Annotated in this window: 20 protein-coding genes; 10 read left to right on the top strand and 10 right to left on the bottom strand. The window is 70.3% G+C overall.

The annotated features are described in order from the left end of the window. On the bottom strand, nt 1-408 hold the full coding sequence (locus ADL03_RS33170) for a succinate dehydrogenase hydrophobic membrane anchor subunit (protein ID WP_053737537.1): 408 nt from the start codon (nt 406-408) through the stop codon (nt 1-3). 1 nt (nt 409) lies between these two features. Beyond that, nucleotides 410-832, bottom strand: coding sequence for a succinate dehydrogenase, cytochrome b556 subunit (gene sdhC / locus ADL03_RS33165; RefSeq protein WP_053737536.1), 423 nt, complete (start codon nt 830-832; stop codon nt 410-412). 493 nt (nt 833-1,325) lie between these two features. On the opposite strand from sdhC, the gene ADL03_RS33160 reads away from it, so the two are divergent. From ADL03_RS33160 to ADL03_RS33135, 6 genes are all read left to right on the top strand, one after another. Then, on the top strand, nt 1,326-2,468 hold the full coding sequence (locus ADL03_RS33160) for a BMP family protein (RefSeq protein WP_231642593.1): 1,143 nt from the start codon (nt 1,326-1,328) through the stop codon (nt 2,466-2,468). A 78-nt stretch (nt 2,469-2,546) separates the two neighbouring features. After that, complete coding sequence (locus ADL03_RS33155; RefSeq protein WP_053737534.1) at nt 2,547-4,151, top strand: ABC transporter ATP-binding protein; 1,605 nt, start codon at nt 2,547-2,549, stop codon at nt 4,149-4,151. Beyond that, the gene (locus ADL03_RS33150) at nt 4,151-5,224 is read left to right on the top strand and encodes an ABC transporter permease (protein ID WP_053737533.1); all 1,074 of its coding nucleotides are present in this window, start codon (nt 4,151-4,153) and stop codon (nt 5,222-5,224) included. The genes ADL03_RS33155 and ADL03_RS33150 overlap by 1 nt, the downstream gene beginning before the upstream one ends. Continuing rightward, nucleotides 5,221-6,474, top strand: coding sequence for an ABC transporter permease (locus ADL03_RS33145; RefSeq protein WP_231642591.1), 1,254 nt, complete (start codon nt 5,221-5,223; stop codon nt 6,472-6,474). The genes ADL03_RS33150 and ADL03_RS33145 overlap by 4 nt, the downstream gene beginning before the upstream one ends. Beyond that, complete coding sequence (locus tag ADL03_RS33140; protein WP_053737532.1) at nt 6,449-6,850, top strand: cytidine deaminase; 402 nt, start codon at nt 6,449-6,451, stop codon at nt 6,848-6,850. The genes ADL03_RS33145 and ADL03_RS33140 overlap by 26 nt, the downstream gene beginning before the upstream one ends. After that, a complete protein-coding gene (locus ADL03_RS33135) occupies nt 6,847-8,121 on the top strand; it encodes a thymidine phosphorylase (RefSeq protein ID WP_053737531.1) in 1,275 nt (424 codons plus the stop codon). The genes ADL03_RS33140 and ADL03_RS33135 overlap by 4 nt, the downstream gene beginning before the upstream one ends. A gap of 420 nt (nt 8,122-8,541) precedes the next feature. On the opposite strand, the gene ADL03_RS33130 is transcribed toward ADL03_RS33135, so the two are convergent. Next, complete coding sequence (locus ADL03_RS33130) at nt 8,542-9,954, bottom strand: apolipoprotein A1/A4/E domain-containing protein (RefSeq protein ID WP_197288860.1); 1,413 nt, start codon at nt 9,952-9,954, stop codon at nt 8,542-8,544. Nucleotides 9,955-10,312: 358 nt separating this feature from the next. Here ADL03_RS33130 and ADL03_RS33125 point away from each other — a divergent pair, with 358 nt between their 5' ends. Then, the gene (locus ADL03_RS33125; RefSeq protein WP_053737529.1) at nt 10,313-11,413 is read left to right on the top strand and encodes an adenosine deaminase; all 1,101 of its coding nucleotides are present in this window, start codon (nt 10,313-10,315) and stop codon (nt 11,411-11,413) included. Here the strand turns inward: ADL03_RS33125 and ADL03_RS33120 are convergent. The 5 genes from ADL03_RS33120 to ADL03_RS33100 form a co-directional block, all read right to left on the bottom strand. Beyond that, on the bottom strand, nt 11,379-12,386 hold the full coding sequence (locus tag ADL03_RS33120) for a dTDP-glucose 4,6-dehydratase (protein ID WP_053737528.1): 1,008 nt from the start codon (nt 12,384-12,386) through the stop codon (nt 11,379-11,381). The genes ADL03_RS33125 and ADL03_RS33120 overlap by 35 nt on opposite strands. Before the next feature lies 1 nt (nt 12,387). Next, nucleotides 12,388-13,134, bottom strand: a complete 747-nt coding sequence (locus tag ADL03_RS33115; RefSeq protein WP_053737527.1) for a GntR family transcriptional regulator — start codon at nt 13,132-13,134, stop codon at nt 12,388-12,390. An 89-nt stretch (nt 13,135-13,223) separates the two neighbouring features. Then, entirely contained in the window at nt 13,224-14,444 is a 1,221-nt protein-coding gene (locus ADL03_RS33110) for a hypothetical protein (protein WP_053737526.1), read from the bottom strand. A 55-nt stretch (nt 14,445-14,499) separates the two neighbouring features. After that, on the bottom strand, nt 14,500-14,937 hold the full coding sequence (locus tag ADL03_RS33105; RefSeq protein WP_197288859.1) for a YbaB/EbfC family nucleoid-associated protein: 438 nt from the start codon (nt 14,935-14,937) through the stop codon (nt 14,500-14,502). Further along, on the bottom strand, nt 14,934-15,290 hold the full coding sequence (locus ADL03_RS33100) for a hypothetical protein (RefSeq protein ID WP_197288858.1): 357 nt from the start codon (nt 15,288-15,290) through the stop codon (nt 14,934-14,936). The genes ADL03_RS33105 and ADL03_RS33100 overlap by 4 nt, the downstream gene beginning before the upstream one ends. 31 nt (nt 15,291-15,321) lie before the next feature. Between ADL03_RS33100 and ADL03_RS33095 the strand changes: the two genes are divergently transcribed. Both ADL03_RS33095 and ADL03_RS33090 read left to right on the top strand, forming a co-directional pair. Further along, nucleotides 15,322-15,648, top strand: a complete 327-nt coding sequence (locus ADL03_RS33095) for a YnfA family protein (RefSeq protein WP_053737524.1) — start codon at nt 15,322-15,324, stop codon at nt 15,646-15,648. A 10-nt stretch (nt 15,649-15,658) separates the two neighbouring features. Continuing rightward, entirely contained in the window at nt 15,659-16,093 is a 435-nt protein-coding gene (locus ADL03_RS33090) for a limonene-1,2-epoxide hydrolase family protein (protein ID WP_197288857.1), read from the top strand. Here ADL03_RS33090 and ADL03_RS33085 read toward each other — a convergent pair. Both ADL03_RS33085 and ADL03_RS33080 read right to left on the bottom strand, forming a co-directional pair. After that, nucleotides 16,075-17,253: a C40 family peptidase gene (locus tag ADL03_RS33085; protein ID WP_053737523.1), complete on the bottom strand. Its 1,179-nt coding sequence runs from the start codon at nt 17,251-17,253 to the stop codon at nt 16,075-16,077. The two genes, ADL03_RS33090 and ADL03_RS33085, sit on opposite strands and share 19 nt — an antisense overlap. Further along, complete coding sequence (locus tag ADL03_RS33080) at nt 17,250-17,576, bottom strand: type VII secretion target (protein WP_053737522.1); 327 nt, start codon at nt 17,574-17,576, stop codon at nt 17,250-17,252. The genes ADL03_RS33085 and ADL03_RS33080 overlap by 4 nt, the downstream gene beginning before the upstream one ends. A gap of 90 nt (nt 17,577-17,666) precedes the next feature. On the opposite strand from ADL03_RS33080, the gene ADL03_RS33075 reads away from it, so the two are divergent. After that, a complete protein-coding gene (locus ADL03_RS33075; protein ID WP_053737521.1) occupies nt 17,667-18,203 on the top strand; it encodes an SMI1/KNR4 family protein in 537 nt (178 codons plus the stop codon). Nucleotides 18,204-18,210: the final 7 nt, after the last annotated feature.

Raw genomic sequence — 18,210 nt, 5'->3', positions numbered from 1 at the left:
TCAGTTCGAGATGTTCGGGTCGAAGGTGAAGATCACGAACGTGCCGAGCGAGATGATCAGCACCATCGACACGTAGAGCAGCATCTTCAACCAGAACCGGGTGGAGTCCTTGCGCGCGTAGTCGTTGATGACCGTGCGCAGGCCGTTGCCGCCGTGGAGCTGCGCGAGCCAGAGCATCGCGAGGTCCCAGAACTGCCAGAACGGGGACGACCAGCGGCCGGCGACGAAAGCGAAGTTGATCTTGTGGACGCCGCCGTCGAGGATGTTCATGATGAACAGGTGGCCCAGGACCAGGACCACGAGCAGCAGGCCGGAGAGGCGCATGAACAGCCAGCTGCGGAGCTCGCCGTTGCTGCGGCGGGCCGCGGGGCGGCGGGGCGAGCGGGGCTTGTCGAGTGCGAGAGACATGTCAGTGACCCCCAACCAGGTCGGAGATCGTGCGCTCCATCATGAAGTAGAAGCCGGGGATCATCACGACGACCCAGACGGCCAGCACGACCCAGAGCATGACCCGCTGGTACTTGGCGCCCTTCTCCCAGAAGTCGACCAGCATGACGCGGATGCCGTTGAGCGCGTGGTAGAGCACCGCGCCGACCAGGCCGACCTCGAAGAGGTTCACGACCGGGTTCTTGTAGGTCTCGATCACCGCGTCGTACGCGTTCGGGGACACCCGCACGAGTGCGGTGTCGAGCACGTGGGTGAAGAGGAAGAAGAACGTGAGGACACCGGTGATCCGGTGGGCGACCCAGGACCACATGCCCAGATCACCGCGGTAGAGCGTCCCACCCCCTCGGGTGGTGCCCGACCGCTCGGGTGCGCCTGCGCTGGTCATGCGCCGCGGCCTCCAACGTCAGTGGTGGTGGTCGGCGAAACGGTTCATCCCGACCATGACCGGAAAAGCGTAGTCCTGCACGTTGGGACGGACCCAGCAGGCGCACCCGCTCTGTGATCGATGAGACACGCTGTCGATCGGCCAAGCGGTCTTTATCGATCCGGAAATGCGGTCCACGACACAGCTACCGGTCGGTAATCAAATCGGCCGTCCGGGAGTTCACGCAGAAGTTTCACAGTTGCCGGACCGCTCTTCGGCGTGCGCCGTTAGGCCGTTGGGAGGACGATCGCGCCCGTGAAGCGGCCGAAGCGGGCGTTTCGGCCACGCGGTGAGCACGGGTGATCACGACTGGTACAGGCAAAGCGACGAATGCGTAACCGATAGGGCGCTTTGTTGGTGCTCTGTGCAACGACCTCGGTTACTAGGAGGTACGGTGCGCCGTCTAGGGACCCAACAACGTCGTTGGGGAGGAACCTCAGGGAGGAGACGAGCCGTGCGTCGTCATATGCGTGGTGTCGCGGTCGCCGCGGTCGCGCTCAGCGTGATGTCCATGGCCGCCTGCGCGAAGGATTCAGGCGGCGGCAACACGTCTAACAACAGCAGCGGTGGCGCCGCGTGCGAGTACGCCACGCCTCCCACCGCTCCTGCCACGTCGGCCACCAGCACCGCCGCAGGTGACAAGGTCGACGCCAGCGCGCTCAAGGTCGGCCTGGCCTACGACATCGGCGGCCGTGGTGACGCCTCCTTCAACGACTCCGCCGCCGCGGGCCTCGACAAGGCCGTCACGGACTTCGGCGTGAAGAAGGAGAACGTCCGCGAGCTGACCGCGGCTCCGAGCGAGGACGAGGCGGCCAAGCAGACCCGCCTGCGCCAGCTCGCGAGCGAGGGCTTCAACGTGGTCGTGGCCGTCGGCTTCGCCTACGCCGAGGCGCTCAAGGTCGTCGCGCCGCAGTACCCGAACGTGAAGTTCGGCCTGGTCGACGCCGCCGTCGAGGGTGTGCCGAACGTCCAGGCGCTCACCTTCGCCGAGCACGAGGGCTCGTTCCTCGCCGGTGTCATCGCCGCGTACCAGAGCAAGAAGTGCCACGTCGGCTTCGTCGGCGGCGTGGACATCCCGCTCATCCAGAAGTTCGAGGCCGGCTACCTCCAGGGCGCGCAGGCCGCCGCCCCGAAGATCAAGGTCGAGAAGAAGTACCTGACGCCCGCCGGTGACTTCACCGGTTTCCAGGACCCGCCCAAGGGCCAGGAGGCCGCGAAGGGCCAGATCGACAAGGGCGCCGACGTGATCTACCAGGCGGCGGGCGCGTCCGGCAAGGGCGTCTTCTCCGCTGCCAAGCAGGGCGGCGCGCTGGCCATCGGCGTCGACTCCGACCAGTACAACCAGAAGACGGTCGAGGAGTCGAAGGACATCATCGTCTCGTCGATGCTCAAGCGCGTCGACGTCGCGGTCTACGACTTCATCCGCGCCGTGGCGAAGAACGACCTGGCCTCGCTGCCGAAGGTCTTCGACCTGAAGGTGGACGGCGTCGGCTACTCCACCACGGGTGGCAAGATCGACGACAAGCTCAAGGGCATCCTCGAGGGCTACAAGGCCCAGATCATCGAGGGCAAGATCACGGTGAAGGACAAGCCGTAACGGGCGACCACAGTCGGAACTGGGCCCTGTGAGGAACACCCTCGCAGGGCCTGGTTCGTGGTAGGAGGAACCTCAACGATGAGCAGCGCGACGTCCGTGGCGGCGGACGCCCCACCCGCTGTGGTGTTGTCCGGCATCACCAAGCGATTCCCCGGTGTGGTCGCCAACAGCGACGTGCACCTGACCGTTCGCCGAGGAGAGGTGCACGCCCTCTGCGGTGAGAACGGGGCCGGCAAGTCCACCCTGATGAAGATCCTCTACGGCATGCAGCCGCCGGACGAGGGCACCATCGAGATCAACGGCGAACAGGTGCGGTTCCGCAACCCGTCCGACGCCATCAAGGCCGGCGTGGGCATGGTGCACCAGCACTTCATGCTCGCCGACAACCTCACCGTCCAGGAGAACGTCGTCCTGGGCGCCGAGTGGTTGCACGGCATCGGGCAGAAGGCGCGCAGGCGCATCCAGGACCTCGCCGGTCAGACCGGCCTGAACGTCGACCCCGGCGTGCTGGTCGAGCAGCTCGGCGTCGCCGACCGCCAGCGCGTGGAGATCCTCAAGGTCCTCTACCGCGGCGCCAAGGTGATCATCCTGGACGAGCCCACCGCGGTGCTCGTGCCGCAGGAGGTGGACGAGCTCTTCGTCACCGTCCGCAGCATGCAGGAGCAGGGCTTCACGTTCCTGTTCATCTCGCACAAGCTCGACGAGGTGCGCGCGATCGCCGACTCGGTGACCGTGATCCGCCGCGGCACGACCGTCGGCACCGCCGACCCGAAGACCGTGAGCTCGCGCCAACTGGCCGAGATGATGGTCGGCAGCGAGCTGCCCAGCCCGGAGACCCGCGAGTCCACCGTCACCGACGAGGTCGTGCTCGACGTCGCCGGCCTGACGCTGCTCACGCCGGACGGCGCCCGCCCGATCCTCGACCACGTCGACCTGGTCGTGCGCTCCGGCGAGGTCGTCGGCATCGCCGGTGTCGAGGGCAACGGCCAGACCGAGCTCGTCGAGACGATCATGGGCATGCGCAAGGCCGCCGAGGGCACGGTCTCGTTGCACGGCAAGGAGCTCACGAAGCTCGGCACGCTGGCCCGGCGCGAGGCGGGCATCGGTTACGTGCCCGAGGACCGGCACCGGCACGGCCTGCTGCTCACGCAACCGCTGTGGTTCAACCGGATCCTCGGCTACCAGACCCGCAAGCCCACGTCGAAGGGCATGTGGCTGGACACCGACGGGGCCAGGAGGGACACCGAGCGCATCGTCGCCGAGTTCGACGTGCGCACCCCCGGCATCGACGTGCCCGCCGCCGCCCTCTCCGGTGGCAACCAGCAGAAGCTCGTGGTCGGCCGGGAACTGTCCGGCAACCCGGAGCTGCTCATCGCGTCGCACCCCACCCGCGGTGTCGACGTCGGCGCGCAGGCGCTCATCTGGGAGGAGATCAAGCAGGCCCGCGCCCGTGGCCTGGCCGTGCTGCTGATCTCCGCGGACCTGGACGAGCTGATCGGCCTGTCCGACACGATCAAGGTCATGCTGCGCGGCCGCCTCGTCGCGGACGCCGACCCGGCCACGGTCACGCCGGAGGACCTGGGCAGCGCCATGACGGGTGCGGGCGCCACGAGCCCCGCGGTCGTGGAGGCCGGGACCCACGAGTCCGGCGTCCGGGACGCCGGCCAGGAAGGCGAGAACTGATGGGATCCCTGCGCGGCAAGCTGCTGCCGCCCGCACTCGCGATCGTCTTCTCGATGCTGCTGTGCGGTGTCGCGCTGGTGCTGTCCGGTGCGAACCCGTTCCGCGCGTTCGGCGTGATGGTCACCCAGCTCGGTGACCTGTCGATCGTGGTCGACATCCTCAACAGCACCGGCATCTACTACCTCGCGGCACTCGCGGTGGCGATCGGGTTCCAGATGAACCTGTTCAACATCGGTGTCGAGGGTCAGTACCGGGTCGCCGGCGTCGTCGCCGCGGTGTTCGGCGGCTCGTTCGCCCTGCCGCCCGGCATCCACACGCTGGCGATCATCATCGTCGCCGCGATCGCCGGTGCCGCCTGGGCCGCGATCCCCGCGATCCTCAAGGTCACCCGCGGCGTCAACGAGGTCATCTCGACGATCATGATGAACGGCCTGGCCATCGGCCTGTCCGCCTACCTGATCCGCCGGGACGTCTTCGGTGAGCTGCGCGGCAACAACATCCGCACGCCCGAGATCGCCGAGAGCGGCTGGATGCCCGGCATCCCGGTCGGCAGCTCCGGCACGATCTTCGGCTTCGGCCTCGTCGCGATCCTGCTGGGCGTCGCCTACTGGGTGATGATGAACCGCACCCGGTTCGGCTTCGAGCTGCGCGCGTCCGGCGAGTCGAACACCGCCGCTGCCGCCGGTGGCGTCAACGCCAAGAAGATGATCCTGGTGTCGATGCTGCTCTCCGGTGCCATCGCCGGCCTGGTCTCGATGCCGGAGCTGCTGGGCCGCGACCACACGTTCAGCCTGAACTTCACCGCGGGCATCGGGTTCTCCGGCATCGCCATCGCGCTGCTGGGCCGCAACCACCCCGGCGGCATCGCGTTCGGCGCGGTGCTGTGGGCGTTCCTGGACCGGTCGGGGCTCGCATTGGACAACGTCGGAGTGCCGAGGGAGATCGTGACGATCATGCAGGGCTCGATCGTGCTGTCGGTCGTCGTCGCGTACGAGGTCGTGCGCCGCTTCGACCTGGCGGCCGAACAGCGCCGCGTCGGCCGTGAGCTCGGAACCGTCGGAGGTGCCGCGTGATCAGCACGCTGGAGGAGAAGCCGCACGTCCCCGCCGCGCCGCGCAAGCGCAGGCTGCCCGGCTGGGCGGTCGGCATGATCGGTGTCGCCGGTGCGATCGCGCTGCTGTCGGCCACCTCGTACCTGACCGGTTTCCCGCAGCTCACCTCGTCGGGCACCACACAGACCGCCGTGCGCCTGGCGTTGCCGATCCTGCTCGCCGGTCTCGGCGGTCTGTGGGCCGAGCGAGCGGGTGTCGTGAACATCGGCCTCGAAGGCATGATGATCATGGGCACCTGGGGTGCGGCGTGGGCCGGCTACCAGTGGGGCCCGTGGGCCGCCGTCGTGTCGGCCGTCGTCTTCGGTGCCCTGGGCGGCCTGCTGCACGCGATCGCGACCGTGACGTTCGGCGTCAACCACATCGTGTCCGGTGTCGCGATCAACCTGCTCGGCGCCGGTCTCACGAAGTACCTGTCGACGCTGATCTTCTTCCCGCTGTCGAACAACCCGCGGCAGTCGCCGTCGGTGCAGAGCTTCGACACCTACTCGGCCGCGGGCCTCGCGGACTGGCTCGGTGAGCTGGAGGACGGCCAGCGGGTCGGCATCTCCGACGTCGCCGGCATCCTGCGCGGCCTCGTCACCGGTGTCTCGCCGCTGACGATGATCACGATCCTGCTCGTGCCCGCGACGTTCTACGTGTTGTGGCGCACCAGGTTCGGCCTGCGGCTGCGGTCGTGCGGCGAGAACCCGCAGGCCGCCGAGTCGCTCGGCGTGAACGTGTACCGCTACAAGTACATCGCCGTGATCGCCTCCGGTGGCCTGGCCGGTCTCGGTGGCGCGTCGCTGGTGCTGAACCCCGGCCAGCTCTCCTACCTGGAGGGCCAGACCGGTGGCCGCGGCTTCATCGGCCTCGCCGCCATGATCTTCGGCAACTGGCGGCCGGGTGGCCTGCTCGGCGGCGCCGCGCTGTTCGGGTACGCCGACGGCCTGCAGCTGCGCAGCGGCGGCGAGACCGTGCTGGCACTGGTCTACGGCGCCGTGATCCTGCTGGGCGTGATCGTGGTCGTGCAGCTGGTCCGGCGCCGCTGGTTCGCCGCCGCGGGCGCCATCGTGGCCGCCGTGGCGCTGTACCTGGTGTACGCGAGCCTGGACGAGATCCCCAGCGAGTTCACCGCCTACGCGCCGCACATGGTGACGCTGGTCGTGCTCGCCGTTGCCTCGCAACGACTCCGCATGCCCGCGGCCGATGGCGTGGTGTACCGCCGTGGTTGATTGGGACCTGCTGAGGGAACGGGCGGTCGAGGCCGCCCAGCTCGCCCACTGCCCGTACTCCGGCCTTCAGGTCGGTGCGGCCGCCGTCTGCGACGACGGCCGGATCGTCGTGGGCTGCAACGTGGAGAACGCCTCGTACGGCGTGGGACTGTGCGCCGAGTGCACCATGGCCGGTCAGCTGCGGCTGACCGGCGGTGGCCGGTTCGTCGCGATGGCCTGCCGCAGCGGCAAGGGCGAGCTGCTGATGCCCTGCGGCCGGTGCCGGCAGGTGCTGTTCGAGCTGGGCGGCCCCGACTGCCTGGTGGACACCCCGCAGGGCCCGCTCCCGATGCGCGACCTGCTGCCGTTCGGGTTCGGACCGGAGGACCTGCCGTGACCTTCTCCGCTGTCGACGTCATCCGCGCCAAGCGCGACGGCCACGAGCTGACGCCCGCCCAGATCGACTGGGTGATCGACGCCTACACCCGCGGCGCCGTCGCCGACGAGCAGATGTCGGCGCTGGCCATGGCGATCTTCCTGAACGGCATGACGCCCGCCGAGACCGCGCGGTGGACGCAGGCGATGATCTCGTCCGGCGAACGGCTGTCGCTGCACGTCACGCGGCCGACCGTGGACAAGCACTCGACCGGTGGCGTCGGCGACAAGATCACGCTGCCGCTGGCACCGCTCGTCGCCGCCTGCGGTGCCGCCGTGCCGCAGCTGTCCGGGCGCGGCCTCGGGCACACCGGCGGGACGCTGGACAAGCTGGAGTCGATCCCCGGCTGGCGGGCCGCACTGTCCACTTCGGAGATTCTCGACCAGCTGTCCTCGGTCGGCGCGGTCGTCTGCGCCGCCACCTCGGGCCTGGCTCCGGCCGACCGGAAGCTCTACGCGCTGCGCGACGTCACCGGCACGGTCGAGGCCATCCCGCTGATCGCCTCGTCGATCATGTCGAAGAAGATCGCGGAGGGCGCCGAGTCGCTGGTGCTCGACGTGAAGGTCGGCTCCGGCGCGTTCATGAAGGACCTGCCGTCCGCGCGTGAGCTGGCTTCGTCGCTGGTGTCGATCGGCGTCGAGCACGGCGTGCGCGTGTCGGCGCTGCTGACGGACATGTCGGTGCCGCTGGGCCGTGCCGTCGGCAACGCCGTCGAGGTGGCCGAGTCCGTGGACGTGCTGCGCGGCGGCGGACCCGCCGACGTGGTCGAGCTGACGGTGGCACTCGCCGCGGAAATGCTTGCCCTGGCCGGAATTTCGGCGGACCCGGCCGCGGTGCTGGCGTCGGGTGAGGCGTACGAGGTGTGGGCGCGGATGATCCGGGCCCAGGGCGGCGATCCCGACGCTCCGCTGCCGGTGGCGTCGCATCGGCACGTGGTCACCGCACCCGCCTCGGGCGTGCTGTCCACTTTGGACGCTTACGGCGTCGGCGTGGCGGCGTGGCGGCTCGGTGCCGGCCGCGCCCGCAAGGAAGACCCCGTGCAGGCCGGCGCCGGCGTGCTGTGCCTGGCCAAGCCGGGCGACGCCGTCGAGGCGGGCCAGCCGTTGCTGGAGCTGCACACCGACACCCCGGACGCGGTCGACGGCGCCCTGCAGGCGCTGGAAGGTGCCTACTCGGTCACCGACTCCGCACCGGAGCGGTCGCCGCTGGTGATCGACACCATCCGCGGGTAGTCCGCCCTCGCTTCACTTCGCGGGCGAGCCCGCCGGTGTGGCCGCCAGGTGTGACCTGTCTGCTTCCGCAGCACGGACAGGACCTCCTGGCGGCCCGCCGCACGGCATGTTCGTCCCGCCGCACGGCACGTTCGTCCCGCCGCACGGCATGTTCGTCCAACCGCACGGCACGTTCGTGCCGCCGCACGGCATGTTCGTCCTGACGGGCGGCTCCCAGGGGCCGTTCCGGGCATCCAGGTCGTGGCCCCTGTTGAGGCCGCGGCTCCTGTCCAGGCTGTAGCCCCTCCGTCGAGGCGCGGCTCCTGGGCGAGGCTCCTGGGTCCAGCCCAGCCCCGCACAGTCAAAACAGTGCAAAAACAGAAACGGCCCCCGAGCCAAAGGCTCAGGGGCCGTCCGCAAACCGGTTCAACCGGGGCCGGATCAGGCGCCCTCGGCCGCCAGGTCGTCGTCGTCCATGTCCTTGCCGCCGTTGGCCGGCTTCGGACCACCGTTCTTGCGGGTGCGGCGCTGCGGACGCGGCAGGGCGGTGGGGGGCGGGGGAGGCGTGGGGGAGCCGCCGCCGAGGATGAGCTCGGCGAAGGTGGCCATGGCCTCGTCGAGCTGGCCGCCGATGCGCAGTTCCGACTCCTGGTTCGACTTGCGGACCAGGGACTGCAGGGCGTCGGTGTCGGGGCGGGCGCCGACGGTTTCCGCGACCTTGGTGAGGCTTGCGTCGACCGAGCCGCCGAGTTCGGTGATGCGGGCGGCGAAGCCGTCCTCCACCTTGTCGAGGCGGTTGGTCATGGTGTCGAGCTGCGAGGTGACGAGCTCCAGGCGGCGGGCCAGGGCCTCGAGGCGGTCGGCGGCGTCGACCTGGTCGCGGGACTGCTCGATGGCCGCGTACAGGGCGGTGCGGGCCTCGTCGAGCTTGCCGTCGAGGGTGTTGCGGGTCTCGGCGAGCGAACCGGCCAGCGAGTCGCGGGTCTCGGCAAGTGAACCGGCCAGCTGGTCGCGGGTCTCGGCGAGGGAGCCGGCCAGGGAGTCGCGGGTCTCCACCACGGCGCCGGCGAGCTCGTTGCGGGTCTCGGACAGGGAACCGGCGAGGGCGTCGCGGGTCTCGGCCAGGGACGTCGAGATCTGGGTGGTGCGGTCGGCCAGGGAGCCGGCCAGCGAGTCGCGGGCCTCCACCACGGCCGCGGCCAGCTCGGTGCGGGCGGCGGCGAGGGTGTCGCGGTGTTCGTCGGCGCGGCCGTGCAGGCCGGAGAACGACTCGGCGAGGATCTTCTGCAGGGCCTCGCGGGTGCCGTCGAGGTGCTCGTGCACGCCCTCGTCGACCTCGTCGAGGCGGCCGCGCAGGGCGGCTTCGAGGGTCTCGATGCGCTCGCGCAGCGGGGTCGTGACGGCGCTGGGCAGCGCGTCGACCTTGCCGTCCTGCTTGTCGAGGTGGCCGTCGAGGTCGTCGATGCGCTTGTGGATGCTCGCGAGCTTGTCCTCCAGGCCGTCCATGCGGCCGGCGACGCCCTCGAAACGGCCCGCGACGCCGTCGAGGCGGCCGTCGAGCTGGGCGAAGGGCTTGGCGAGCTTGTCGACCAGGCCGTCGACCGCGCGGCCGATGTCCTGAACGGCGTTGTCCTGGGCCTCCAGCTTGGCGAGAGCCTCGTCGAGGCGTTCCGCGAGCACGCTGACCTCGGTGCGGTCCGGCAGCTCCGACAGGCGCTTGCGGACCGAACCCAGCGACTCCAGAGGCGACATCCGGGCGTGGATCTCGTCCAACGCGTCGAAGATCTGCTGCTGCTCGCTCTCACGGATCTCCGCGGCGCGCGTGAGCATGTTGCGCATCCGATCGAAGGACATCGTGGAGTTGTTGTTCTCTGTCACGGCTGAGTGCCTTCGTCCAAGGGGAGGGGAGACCCCGGGAGCCTATCCGCGTCATCGCGCGGGGCTGTACCACCCCTGCCGGAAAACAGCGTGGCGCGGACGAGCGAGTAGCCCGATCAGACTATCGCATTGCGCTGAACGCCAAGTTACTGGCTGGAAGTGCGCGGTAGCGGCAGGTGATGTTCCTGCCTTAGGGTGACTCAAGCCTCGCCCTGGTTGCAGAAAGTTGCCGATCACAGATCGGCAACGCCGGGGAACAGCTGATGATCATAGCGTTGACAAGATCGATTCGGCCGGGTCTGAAGCGGCGTGTCGCCAGGTATAACGTGTCTCCATGTCCACGCCGCTTACCTTGGAGACCATCCGCAGCGCGCCGAAGGTGCTGCTGCACGACCACCTCGACGGTGGCCTCCGCCCGCAGACGGTGATCGAACTCGCCGATGCCACCGGCTACCAGGGCCTGCCCACCACCGACGCGGGCGTCCTCGGCGGCTGGTTCCGCGACAACGCGAACTCCGGGTCGCTCGTGCGCTACCTGGAGGGCTTCGCCCACACGTGCGGCGTCATGCAGGACGAGGCCTCGCTGGTCCGCGTCGCGGCCGAGGCCGTCGAGGACCTGGCCGCCGACGGCGTCGTCTACGCCGAGATCCGCTACGCCCCCGAGCTGAACACCGGGAAGGGCCTCTCGCTGGAGCAGGTCGTCGAGGCCGTCCAGGAGGGCTTCCGGGTCGGCACCGCCCGCGCCGCCGAGGCCGGCCGCAAGATCCGCGTCGGCACGCTGCTGTGCGCCATGCGCCAGAACGAGGGCTGGCTGCGCATCGCCGAGCTGGCCGTCCGCTACCGCGACCTCGGTGTCGTCGGGTTCGACATCGCGGGCCCGGAGGCCGGCTTCCCTCCCACCCGCGGCCTCGACACGTTCGAGTACCTGCGCCAGCAGAACGCGCACTTCACCATCCACGCCGGTGAGGCGTTCGGCCTGCCCTCGATCTGGGAGGCCATCCAGCACTGCGGTGCCGAACGCCTCGGCCACGGCGTGCGGATCGTCGACGACATCAAGGTCTCCGACGACGACCCCGCCGGTGACGTGCAGCTGGGCCGCCTCGCCGCGTACGTGCGCGACCGCCGCATCCCGCTGGAGATGTGCCCGACCTCGAACCTGCAGACCGGTGCCGCACCATCGCTCGCCGAGCACCCGATCGGCCTGCTCGCCAAGCTGCGCTTCCGGGTCACCGTCAACACCGACAACCGCCTGATGAGCGACTGCTCGCTGTCGAGCGAGTTCGCCGCGCTGGTGGAGACCTTCGGGTACGGCTGGGCCGACCTGCAGTGGTTCACGATCAACGCCATGAAGTCGGCGTTCATCGGGTTCGACGAGCGGCTGGCGATCATCAACCAGCTGATCAAGCCGGGGTACGCGGCGCTGACGGACCGGTAGCCCACGCGCTCTCGTCCACGGGGCTGAGCGCCCGCAACGGCTCCCACCACGCGCGGTTGGCCGCGTACCAGCGGATGGTGTCCCGGACACCGGCCTCGAAGCCGGTCTCCGGGCGCCAGCCCAGCTCGTGGCCGATGCGGGTGGAGTCGAGCAGGTAGCGGCGGTCGTGACCGGGCCGGTCCGGCACGACGGTCTTGCGCGACCGCGGCAGCCCGAGCTCGTCCAGCACCAGGTCGGCGATCTGGTCCACGCTCGCCTCCACGCCCGTGCCGACGTGGTAGGTCCGGCCGATCTCGCCGTCGCGCAGCACCGCGTCGATAGCCCGGCAGTGGTCCAGCACGTGGATCCACTCGCGCTTGTTGCCGCGCGCCGCGTAGATCGGCAGCTGCTCGCCGTCCAGCGCGCGGGTCGTGAACAGCGGGAGGACGTTCTCCGGGAACTGGTTCGGCCCGTAGTTGTTGGCGCAGTTGGTGATCGTCACCGGCAGCCCGAACGTCTCGAAGTACGACCGCACCGCGTGGTCCGCACCGGCCTTCGACGCGTTGTACGGCGTGCGCGGCCGGTACGGCGAGTCCTCGTGGAACGCCTCGGTCGCGTCCAGCGCCAAGTCCCCGTAGACCTCGCACGTCGACACGTGGTGGAACCGCTTGACGCCCGCCCGGCGGCACGACTCCAGCAACGCCTGCGTGCCGAGGACGTTCGTGCGGAAGAACCGCGCCGGGTCGAGCACGGCGAGGCTGTTGTGCGACTCGGCCGCGAAGTTCACCACCACGTCGACGCCGTCCAGGGTGGCCGCGCCGACCTCGGCGATGTCCGCGTGCACGAACGGCACGCCGGCCGGCAGGTTCGTGCGGGTGCCCCGGTACGTCAACGCGTCGAGCGCGACCACCTCGTCGGACGGGTGGGCGCTCAGCCAGTGCCGGGTGAAGTGCGAGCCGATGAACCCGGCCGCACCGGTGACGAGCACGCGCATGTCAGTTCTCCTCGGGAATCGGTGCCACACCGGGTGGTTCGGCGCCGGGCCAGCCGCGGAACTCGACCTCCAGCCGGAACCGGTGGCCCAGGTAGTGGTGCTCGGACAGGGCGATCGGGCGCTCGCCCGCGTCGAGCGCGGTGCGGCGCACCAGCAGCACGGGCGTGCCCTGCGCGACGCCGAGCAGGGCCGCGACCTGCTCGCTCGCCGCCGTCGCCGCGATGCTCTGCCGCACGAGCGTGATCTGGTTCCCGTTGCGGCGCAACGTCTCCCACGTTCCAGGGGCTTGCGCGTCGGCCCGGCTGACCGGTGCGGCCAGCGCCAGCGGCACCCATTCGGTGACCACGTCGAGCGGCGCGGTCCCGGTGCGGCGCAACGACCGCACCCGCAGCACCTCACCGGCACCGAAGGTCAGCGCGACGCTGGCGGGTGCCTCGCGGTAGCCGTACTCGACCACGGTCCGGGTGAGGTCGACACCGGCCTCGGCGACCGCGGACCGCGCGTGCTGGAACGTGCCCAGCGCCAACGGCTGCGCGAACGACACCACGTACCAACCGGCGCCTTTGCGCGATGCCAGCAGGCCTTCGTCACGCAGCTGCTCCAACGCCCGCCGCACGGTCACCCGGCTGACCTCGTAGCGGCGGCCGAGCTCGGCCTCGCTCTCCAGCGCACCGGCGGGACCGTAGTCGCCGAGCGTGATGCGGTCCCGCAGCTCGGCGGCCAGGTGCTGCGACCGAGAACCTGTCATAAACCTGTATCATACAGGTGCGGCTCACTATGGCCGCAACAAAAAAGAGGGCCACCCGAGCGGGCGGCCCTCTTCTCGCGTCAGCGGACTCAGTTGGTGCTGAGCCGGTCCTCGAACTTGGCCTGCAGCTCGCGGAACGCCGCGACCTCGGCGTCGTACGGGGCGGACGGCGCGAGGCGCGTCGGGTCCGGCGCGACCACGAACGAGACCAGCCAGCCCAGCGACTCCGAGGTGGCCAGCGCCTCCTTCACGGACTCGTCGCCGGCCCACTCGGCCGCGTCCTCGAACAGCTCGACGGCGAGGTCGAGCTGGTGCGGGTCGAGGGCGTCGGGGCCCTCCTCCATGTCCTCGGCGATGCCGGTGAGCACGTAGACGTTGTCGTCGTCCACGTCGACGTCCAGCTCGCCCGCGGTGGCCTTGACCTTGACGTCGTTCCACGTCTCGACGCCGGCCAGGTCGTGGTCGTCGTTCTCGGCGACGTAGCGGCTCAGCGCCCGCGGCGAGCCGAAGACCTCGATCTTGCCGCGGCGGCCCAGGAACAGCGGGTCGTCGCCGAGGTAGCAGCGCAGCGTGTAGAACTCGCCGGCGGACGTGATGATCTTGATGGGGTCGATGCCCGCGTCGGCCCAGAAGCCGGTGGGCTCCGCCTTCTCCTCGTCGGAGTCGTCGGAGTCGCCGGTGACGTCGTCGACCTCGGCCGGCTGCGCGGCCTCGAGCTCGGCGAGCTCCTCCTGCGCGGCGGCGAGCTCCTTCTCCGGCACCTCCGGCGTGTTGACCACGCTGTCGATGGCGTCGAGGACCTCGTCCCACTTCTCCGAGACGACCGAGGACAGCTCGTCCCACAGCTTCGCACCGTCACGGCCGCTGAACGGCAGCGTGCCCTGCGGCAGCAGCGAGAAGCCCTCCGCCGAGTCGAGCACCTCGTGGATCTTCTCGAGGTCGCAGACGTCCGCGAGCGAGCGGACGATCGCGATCACGTCGGCGAGCTCGCCGATGGTCCACGTGTCCGGGTCCTCCGCGACCAGCTCGGGCACGCCGACCAGGTCGAACTGGTGGTTGTCGTCCGGCGAGAGGTCCGCGATGCCGAGCTTCGGCACGATGGGCCACGCCGGGTGGTCGGTGAGGTCGTGTTCGCCCGCGGTGCGCACGAAGGCGGCGAGGTGAGCGGCGTCGGGGAAGACGAACAGGTCCTCCTCGTCGCCGAGGAAGGCCTCCCACTCCTCACCCTCCTCACGCCACCGGGGTGCCCACAGCGTGACCACGTCACCCTGCGTCAGCCCCAGCTCGATGGGGACGATGTCCTGCGCCATCACTGACCTCCCGGTCATACCTGCCGAATGCCGTGGGCGAGCCTAACGGTGCTGATCACCGGCGCCCAAAGGGGTTCTCGAAGAACGCGTCCTCGTCCGGGTCGTCGACGCGGGGCGTCCTGCGTTGCCTGGGCGCTGCCGCCTCAGGAGCTGCAACGACCGGCGGGACCACGGGGTTCCACGTCGCGCGGAACGGCGAGTCGCCGGCGATCGCCTCGACGTTGATGGCCATGCCGTCGCCCAGCGCCAGCGCCATCTTGTTGAAGCTCGTCTGCACGGCCGCGTTCGTCGCGAGCCGCGCGGTCTCGGTGACCACCTGGCCGACCGCCCGCGCGCCCTGGCTGAGCAGCGCGGGGTGCAGGTGCACGGCCCTGAGCTCACCGGTCGCCGTCGCCGTGACCATGCACAGGCCGTTGGGGTGCTCGACCGTCTCCGCGGTCACCGCCAGGTCGCGCTGGAGCCGCTCGACGGCCTGCAGGCGTTCCTCGTTCACCGCAGCCACCCCTGGTGCTGCTCGTCGTCGTGGCCGCGTTCGAACCCCAGCGCGGTGAGCTCGCGCGGGTCCACGACCCGTTCCAGCGTCTGGTGCAGCCTCGACCCGGCGGCACGCCTGGCCCGGTCGGCGACGCGCATGATCTCGGCGGCCAGCCCCTGCGGTCCCATCCGCAGCGCGGCGGCGCTCACCGTGATCTCCTGGGGCGGACCACCCGGTGTCGCGACCACGGTCACCGCGCCGTCCGGCGAGGACGCTCGTCCGGTGATGGGACCACTGCGCGCGACGTGTTCCGACACGACCTGCCCGACATCGCGCACCTTCCGCGCGGCGCGCTCGACGTCATCGTCCACCCGATCACCCCCTACTGCGACAGTGTGCCGCATGATCCTGCGTTCGGTCGCGTTGTTCGCACTCGCCGCCCTGATGGAGATCGGCGGCGCCTGGCTCGTGTGGCAGGGAGTGCGGGAGAACCGCGGCTGGCTGTGGATCGGCGGCGGGGTGATCGCGCTCGGCGTCTACGGCTTCGTCGCCACCCTGCAGCCCGACGCGAACTTCGGCCGCATCCTGGCGGCCTACGGCGGCGTGTTCGTCGCCGGGTCGCTCGCGTGGGGGATGGTGGCCGACGGGTACCGGCCCGACCGCTACGACGTGACCGGCGCGCTGATCTGCCTGGTGGGCGTCGCCGTGATCATGTACGCGCCTCGCTAACGTCCTCGGCGTGACCAACCCGAGCGATGTCGTGATGGCGCTGCTGCGCGCCACCGAGACCCTGGACGAGAACGCGGTCGTGCGGCACATGGCCGACAAGGTGGTGTGGCGCAACATGCCGTTCCCCGCCGCCCGCGGCAAGAAGACGGCCGCGCGGCACCTCCGCCTGATGAACAGGGCCGTCACCGGGGTCGAGGTGCGCGTCCACCACATCGCGGCCAACGGCAACGTGGTGCTGACGCAACGGACCGACGTGATCCGGCGCGGCGGGTTCGAGGCGGCGTTCTGGGTGTGCGGCACGTTCGTCGTCAAAGACGGCAAGGTCGTGCTGTGGCGCGACCACTACGACCACGCGTACGTGGCGGGCGCCTTCCTGAAGGGCCTCGGCAAGCTCGCCGCAGGCGCCCTCAGGAAGGCGCTGTTCCCTCAGCCGGTCGGGCGGTAGAAGCCGTAGAACGACATGCCGGAGTTCGTCGTGCGGATCGGCCCGGTCTGCACGGGGTCGCCGGCCTCGACCATCTGACCGTTGCCGATCACCATCGCGACGTGGCCGTCCCACACCACGAGGTCGCCGGGCAGCACCTGGCCCGGCGGCACCGAGGCGCCCATCGCCTGGTCGCAGGCGGGCCGCGGGAGGTCGAAGCCCGCGTTCTTGTAGGCCCACTGGGTGAGGCCGGAGCAGTCGGTGCCCTGCGGCGGGTTCGCGCCACCCCACACGTACGGGGTGCCCAGCGCGGACAGCGCGTTGCGGACGGCCTTGGCCGCGGTCTCGTTCGGCGCCTCGGCGCTGCTGCCGTCGGGCAGGTTCACGCCCACGCCGGTGCCGGGTTGCGGCGGGATCGCGACCGGCAGCCGGGGGCCTGATCCCCCGCCACCGCCACCGCCGCCGCCTCCGCCACCGCCGCCACCGCCGGAACCACCGCCGCCGCCGCCACCGCCCGAGCCGCTCGACCCGTTGTGCGAGCCGGTGGGTTCCTGGCGCTTCTGGTCCGCGGCGCCGGCCGTGGAGGTCGTGCCGCCCTCGTCGCCGCCCAGCGGCTCGCCGAGCTTGCCCAGCGCGCCGGTGTCGGGCTTCTGCAGGCCGCCCAGCTGTCCGACGAGCTGAGTGAGCTGGTCGCGCACTTTCTGCACCTCGGCCGCGGTCTTGGCCTGGTAGCCGTGCGCCATGCCCGCGAGGTCCGCGAGCGCGGCGAGCACGACGCCGGGCCCGGCGACCAGGCTGGCGGCGACGGCGGCCGCGAGCCGGGGCGTGGCCTTGGCGGTGAACTCGTCGATGAGGCCCTGGATCGCGGTGCGGCCGCCGGTCACGGCCGAGACGCCGGTCGCGGCCACCGTCTTGACCGTGGAGGCGTTCTGCACCAGCACGTTCGTGGCCGCGGTGAACGTCGCCACCCGGCCGGTGAAGGCGTTGGCCTTGTCACCGGACCACGTGTTCAGCACGGCGGTCGAGGCCGAGGTGTGCCGGCCGCCGAGGTCGGCCAGCGCGGTCTGGGCGCGGCCGAACGCGTCACCGGCCCGCTGCGCGCCACCGGTGTCACCGTCGAGCTTCGCCAGGTCTTCCTTCATGGGTGCGATGAACTGGCCCAGCAGCCCTTCGACGCTCACGTGCGGGCCGCCCTGTTCAGCGCGGCCGCGTTCGCGTCCTCCTGCGCGATGTAGGCCTCGCGGGCCTTCGCGACGGTGGTCCCGAGCCCGGACAGCCCGGTCGACGCCGCCTTCAGCGCGTCCAGCTGCACCTGGGCGGCCTGCTGGAACGCCGCGTTGAGCCCGACCTCGTTGCCGATCTTGCCGAAGCAGTCGGCCGGCAGCGAGGTGGTGCCGCTCAACGTGCCGGTGCCGACCGTGCCGACCTCGTTCGCCAATCCATTGACCGCTGACGCATATGCGGTCAATGCGTCGAGATCGACCTTGAGACCTTGTTCTGCCATCTGAAGTCGCTTCCCCCGGTGTGACCTGTTCGCCTGATCCTGCCCCGATGAGCGGTACCTCGCCCGTCGTTCCGCCAAGATCATGGAACCGTGGGTGTCATCGAGCACTGGAACCGGATCCTGGCATGGCTGGCAGAACACGCGCCCGCCACCCGCGCCGTGCTCCGTCCGAGGTACGACGCGCTGCCTGAGCTCCGGGTTCCCGCCGACCTGCAGCTGTGGTGGAGCGTGTACGGCGGCACGGAACCCGACCTCTTCGCCGAGATCCTGCCGCCCTTTTACACACCGCTGGGCGCGGACCGCGCGTTTGTGCTGAGGGAAACCCATGTGAAGAAGCCCGCGGATTCTTCCGAGGCGGGTTCGCCGACCACCGGATTCCACTCGGAATGGCTTCCGATCGCCTTCGACGGCACCGGTGACGTGCTCGCGGTCGACCTGCGTCCCGGGGTGCTGCGCGGTTGCGTGGTCGAGTGGGACAAGGAGCGCAACGAGGTGACCAAGCCGGAGTGGACGTCGATCGTCGAGATGTTCGACCAGGTCGCGACGGCGCTGGAGACGCGCGGCCCGGTCGGGCACTGCGTCGCCGAGGTCAACTCCGCGGGCGAGCTGGGCTGGCGCACCACCTGACGGGGCC

Origin of the sequence: Nocardia sp. NRRL S-836 (assembly GCF_001279525.1) — a bacterium.
Lineage (GTDB): Bacteria > Actinomycetota > Actinomycetes > Mycobacteriales > Pseudonocardiaceae > Lentzea.
Note: the sequence above shows the minus strand (reverse complement) of the source record. Positions and strands in the feature narration are given on the sequence as shown.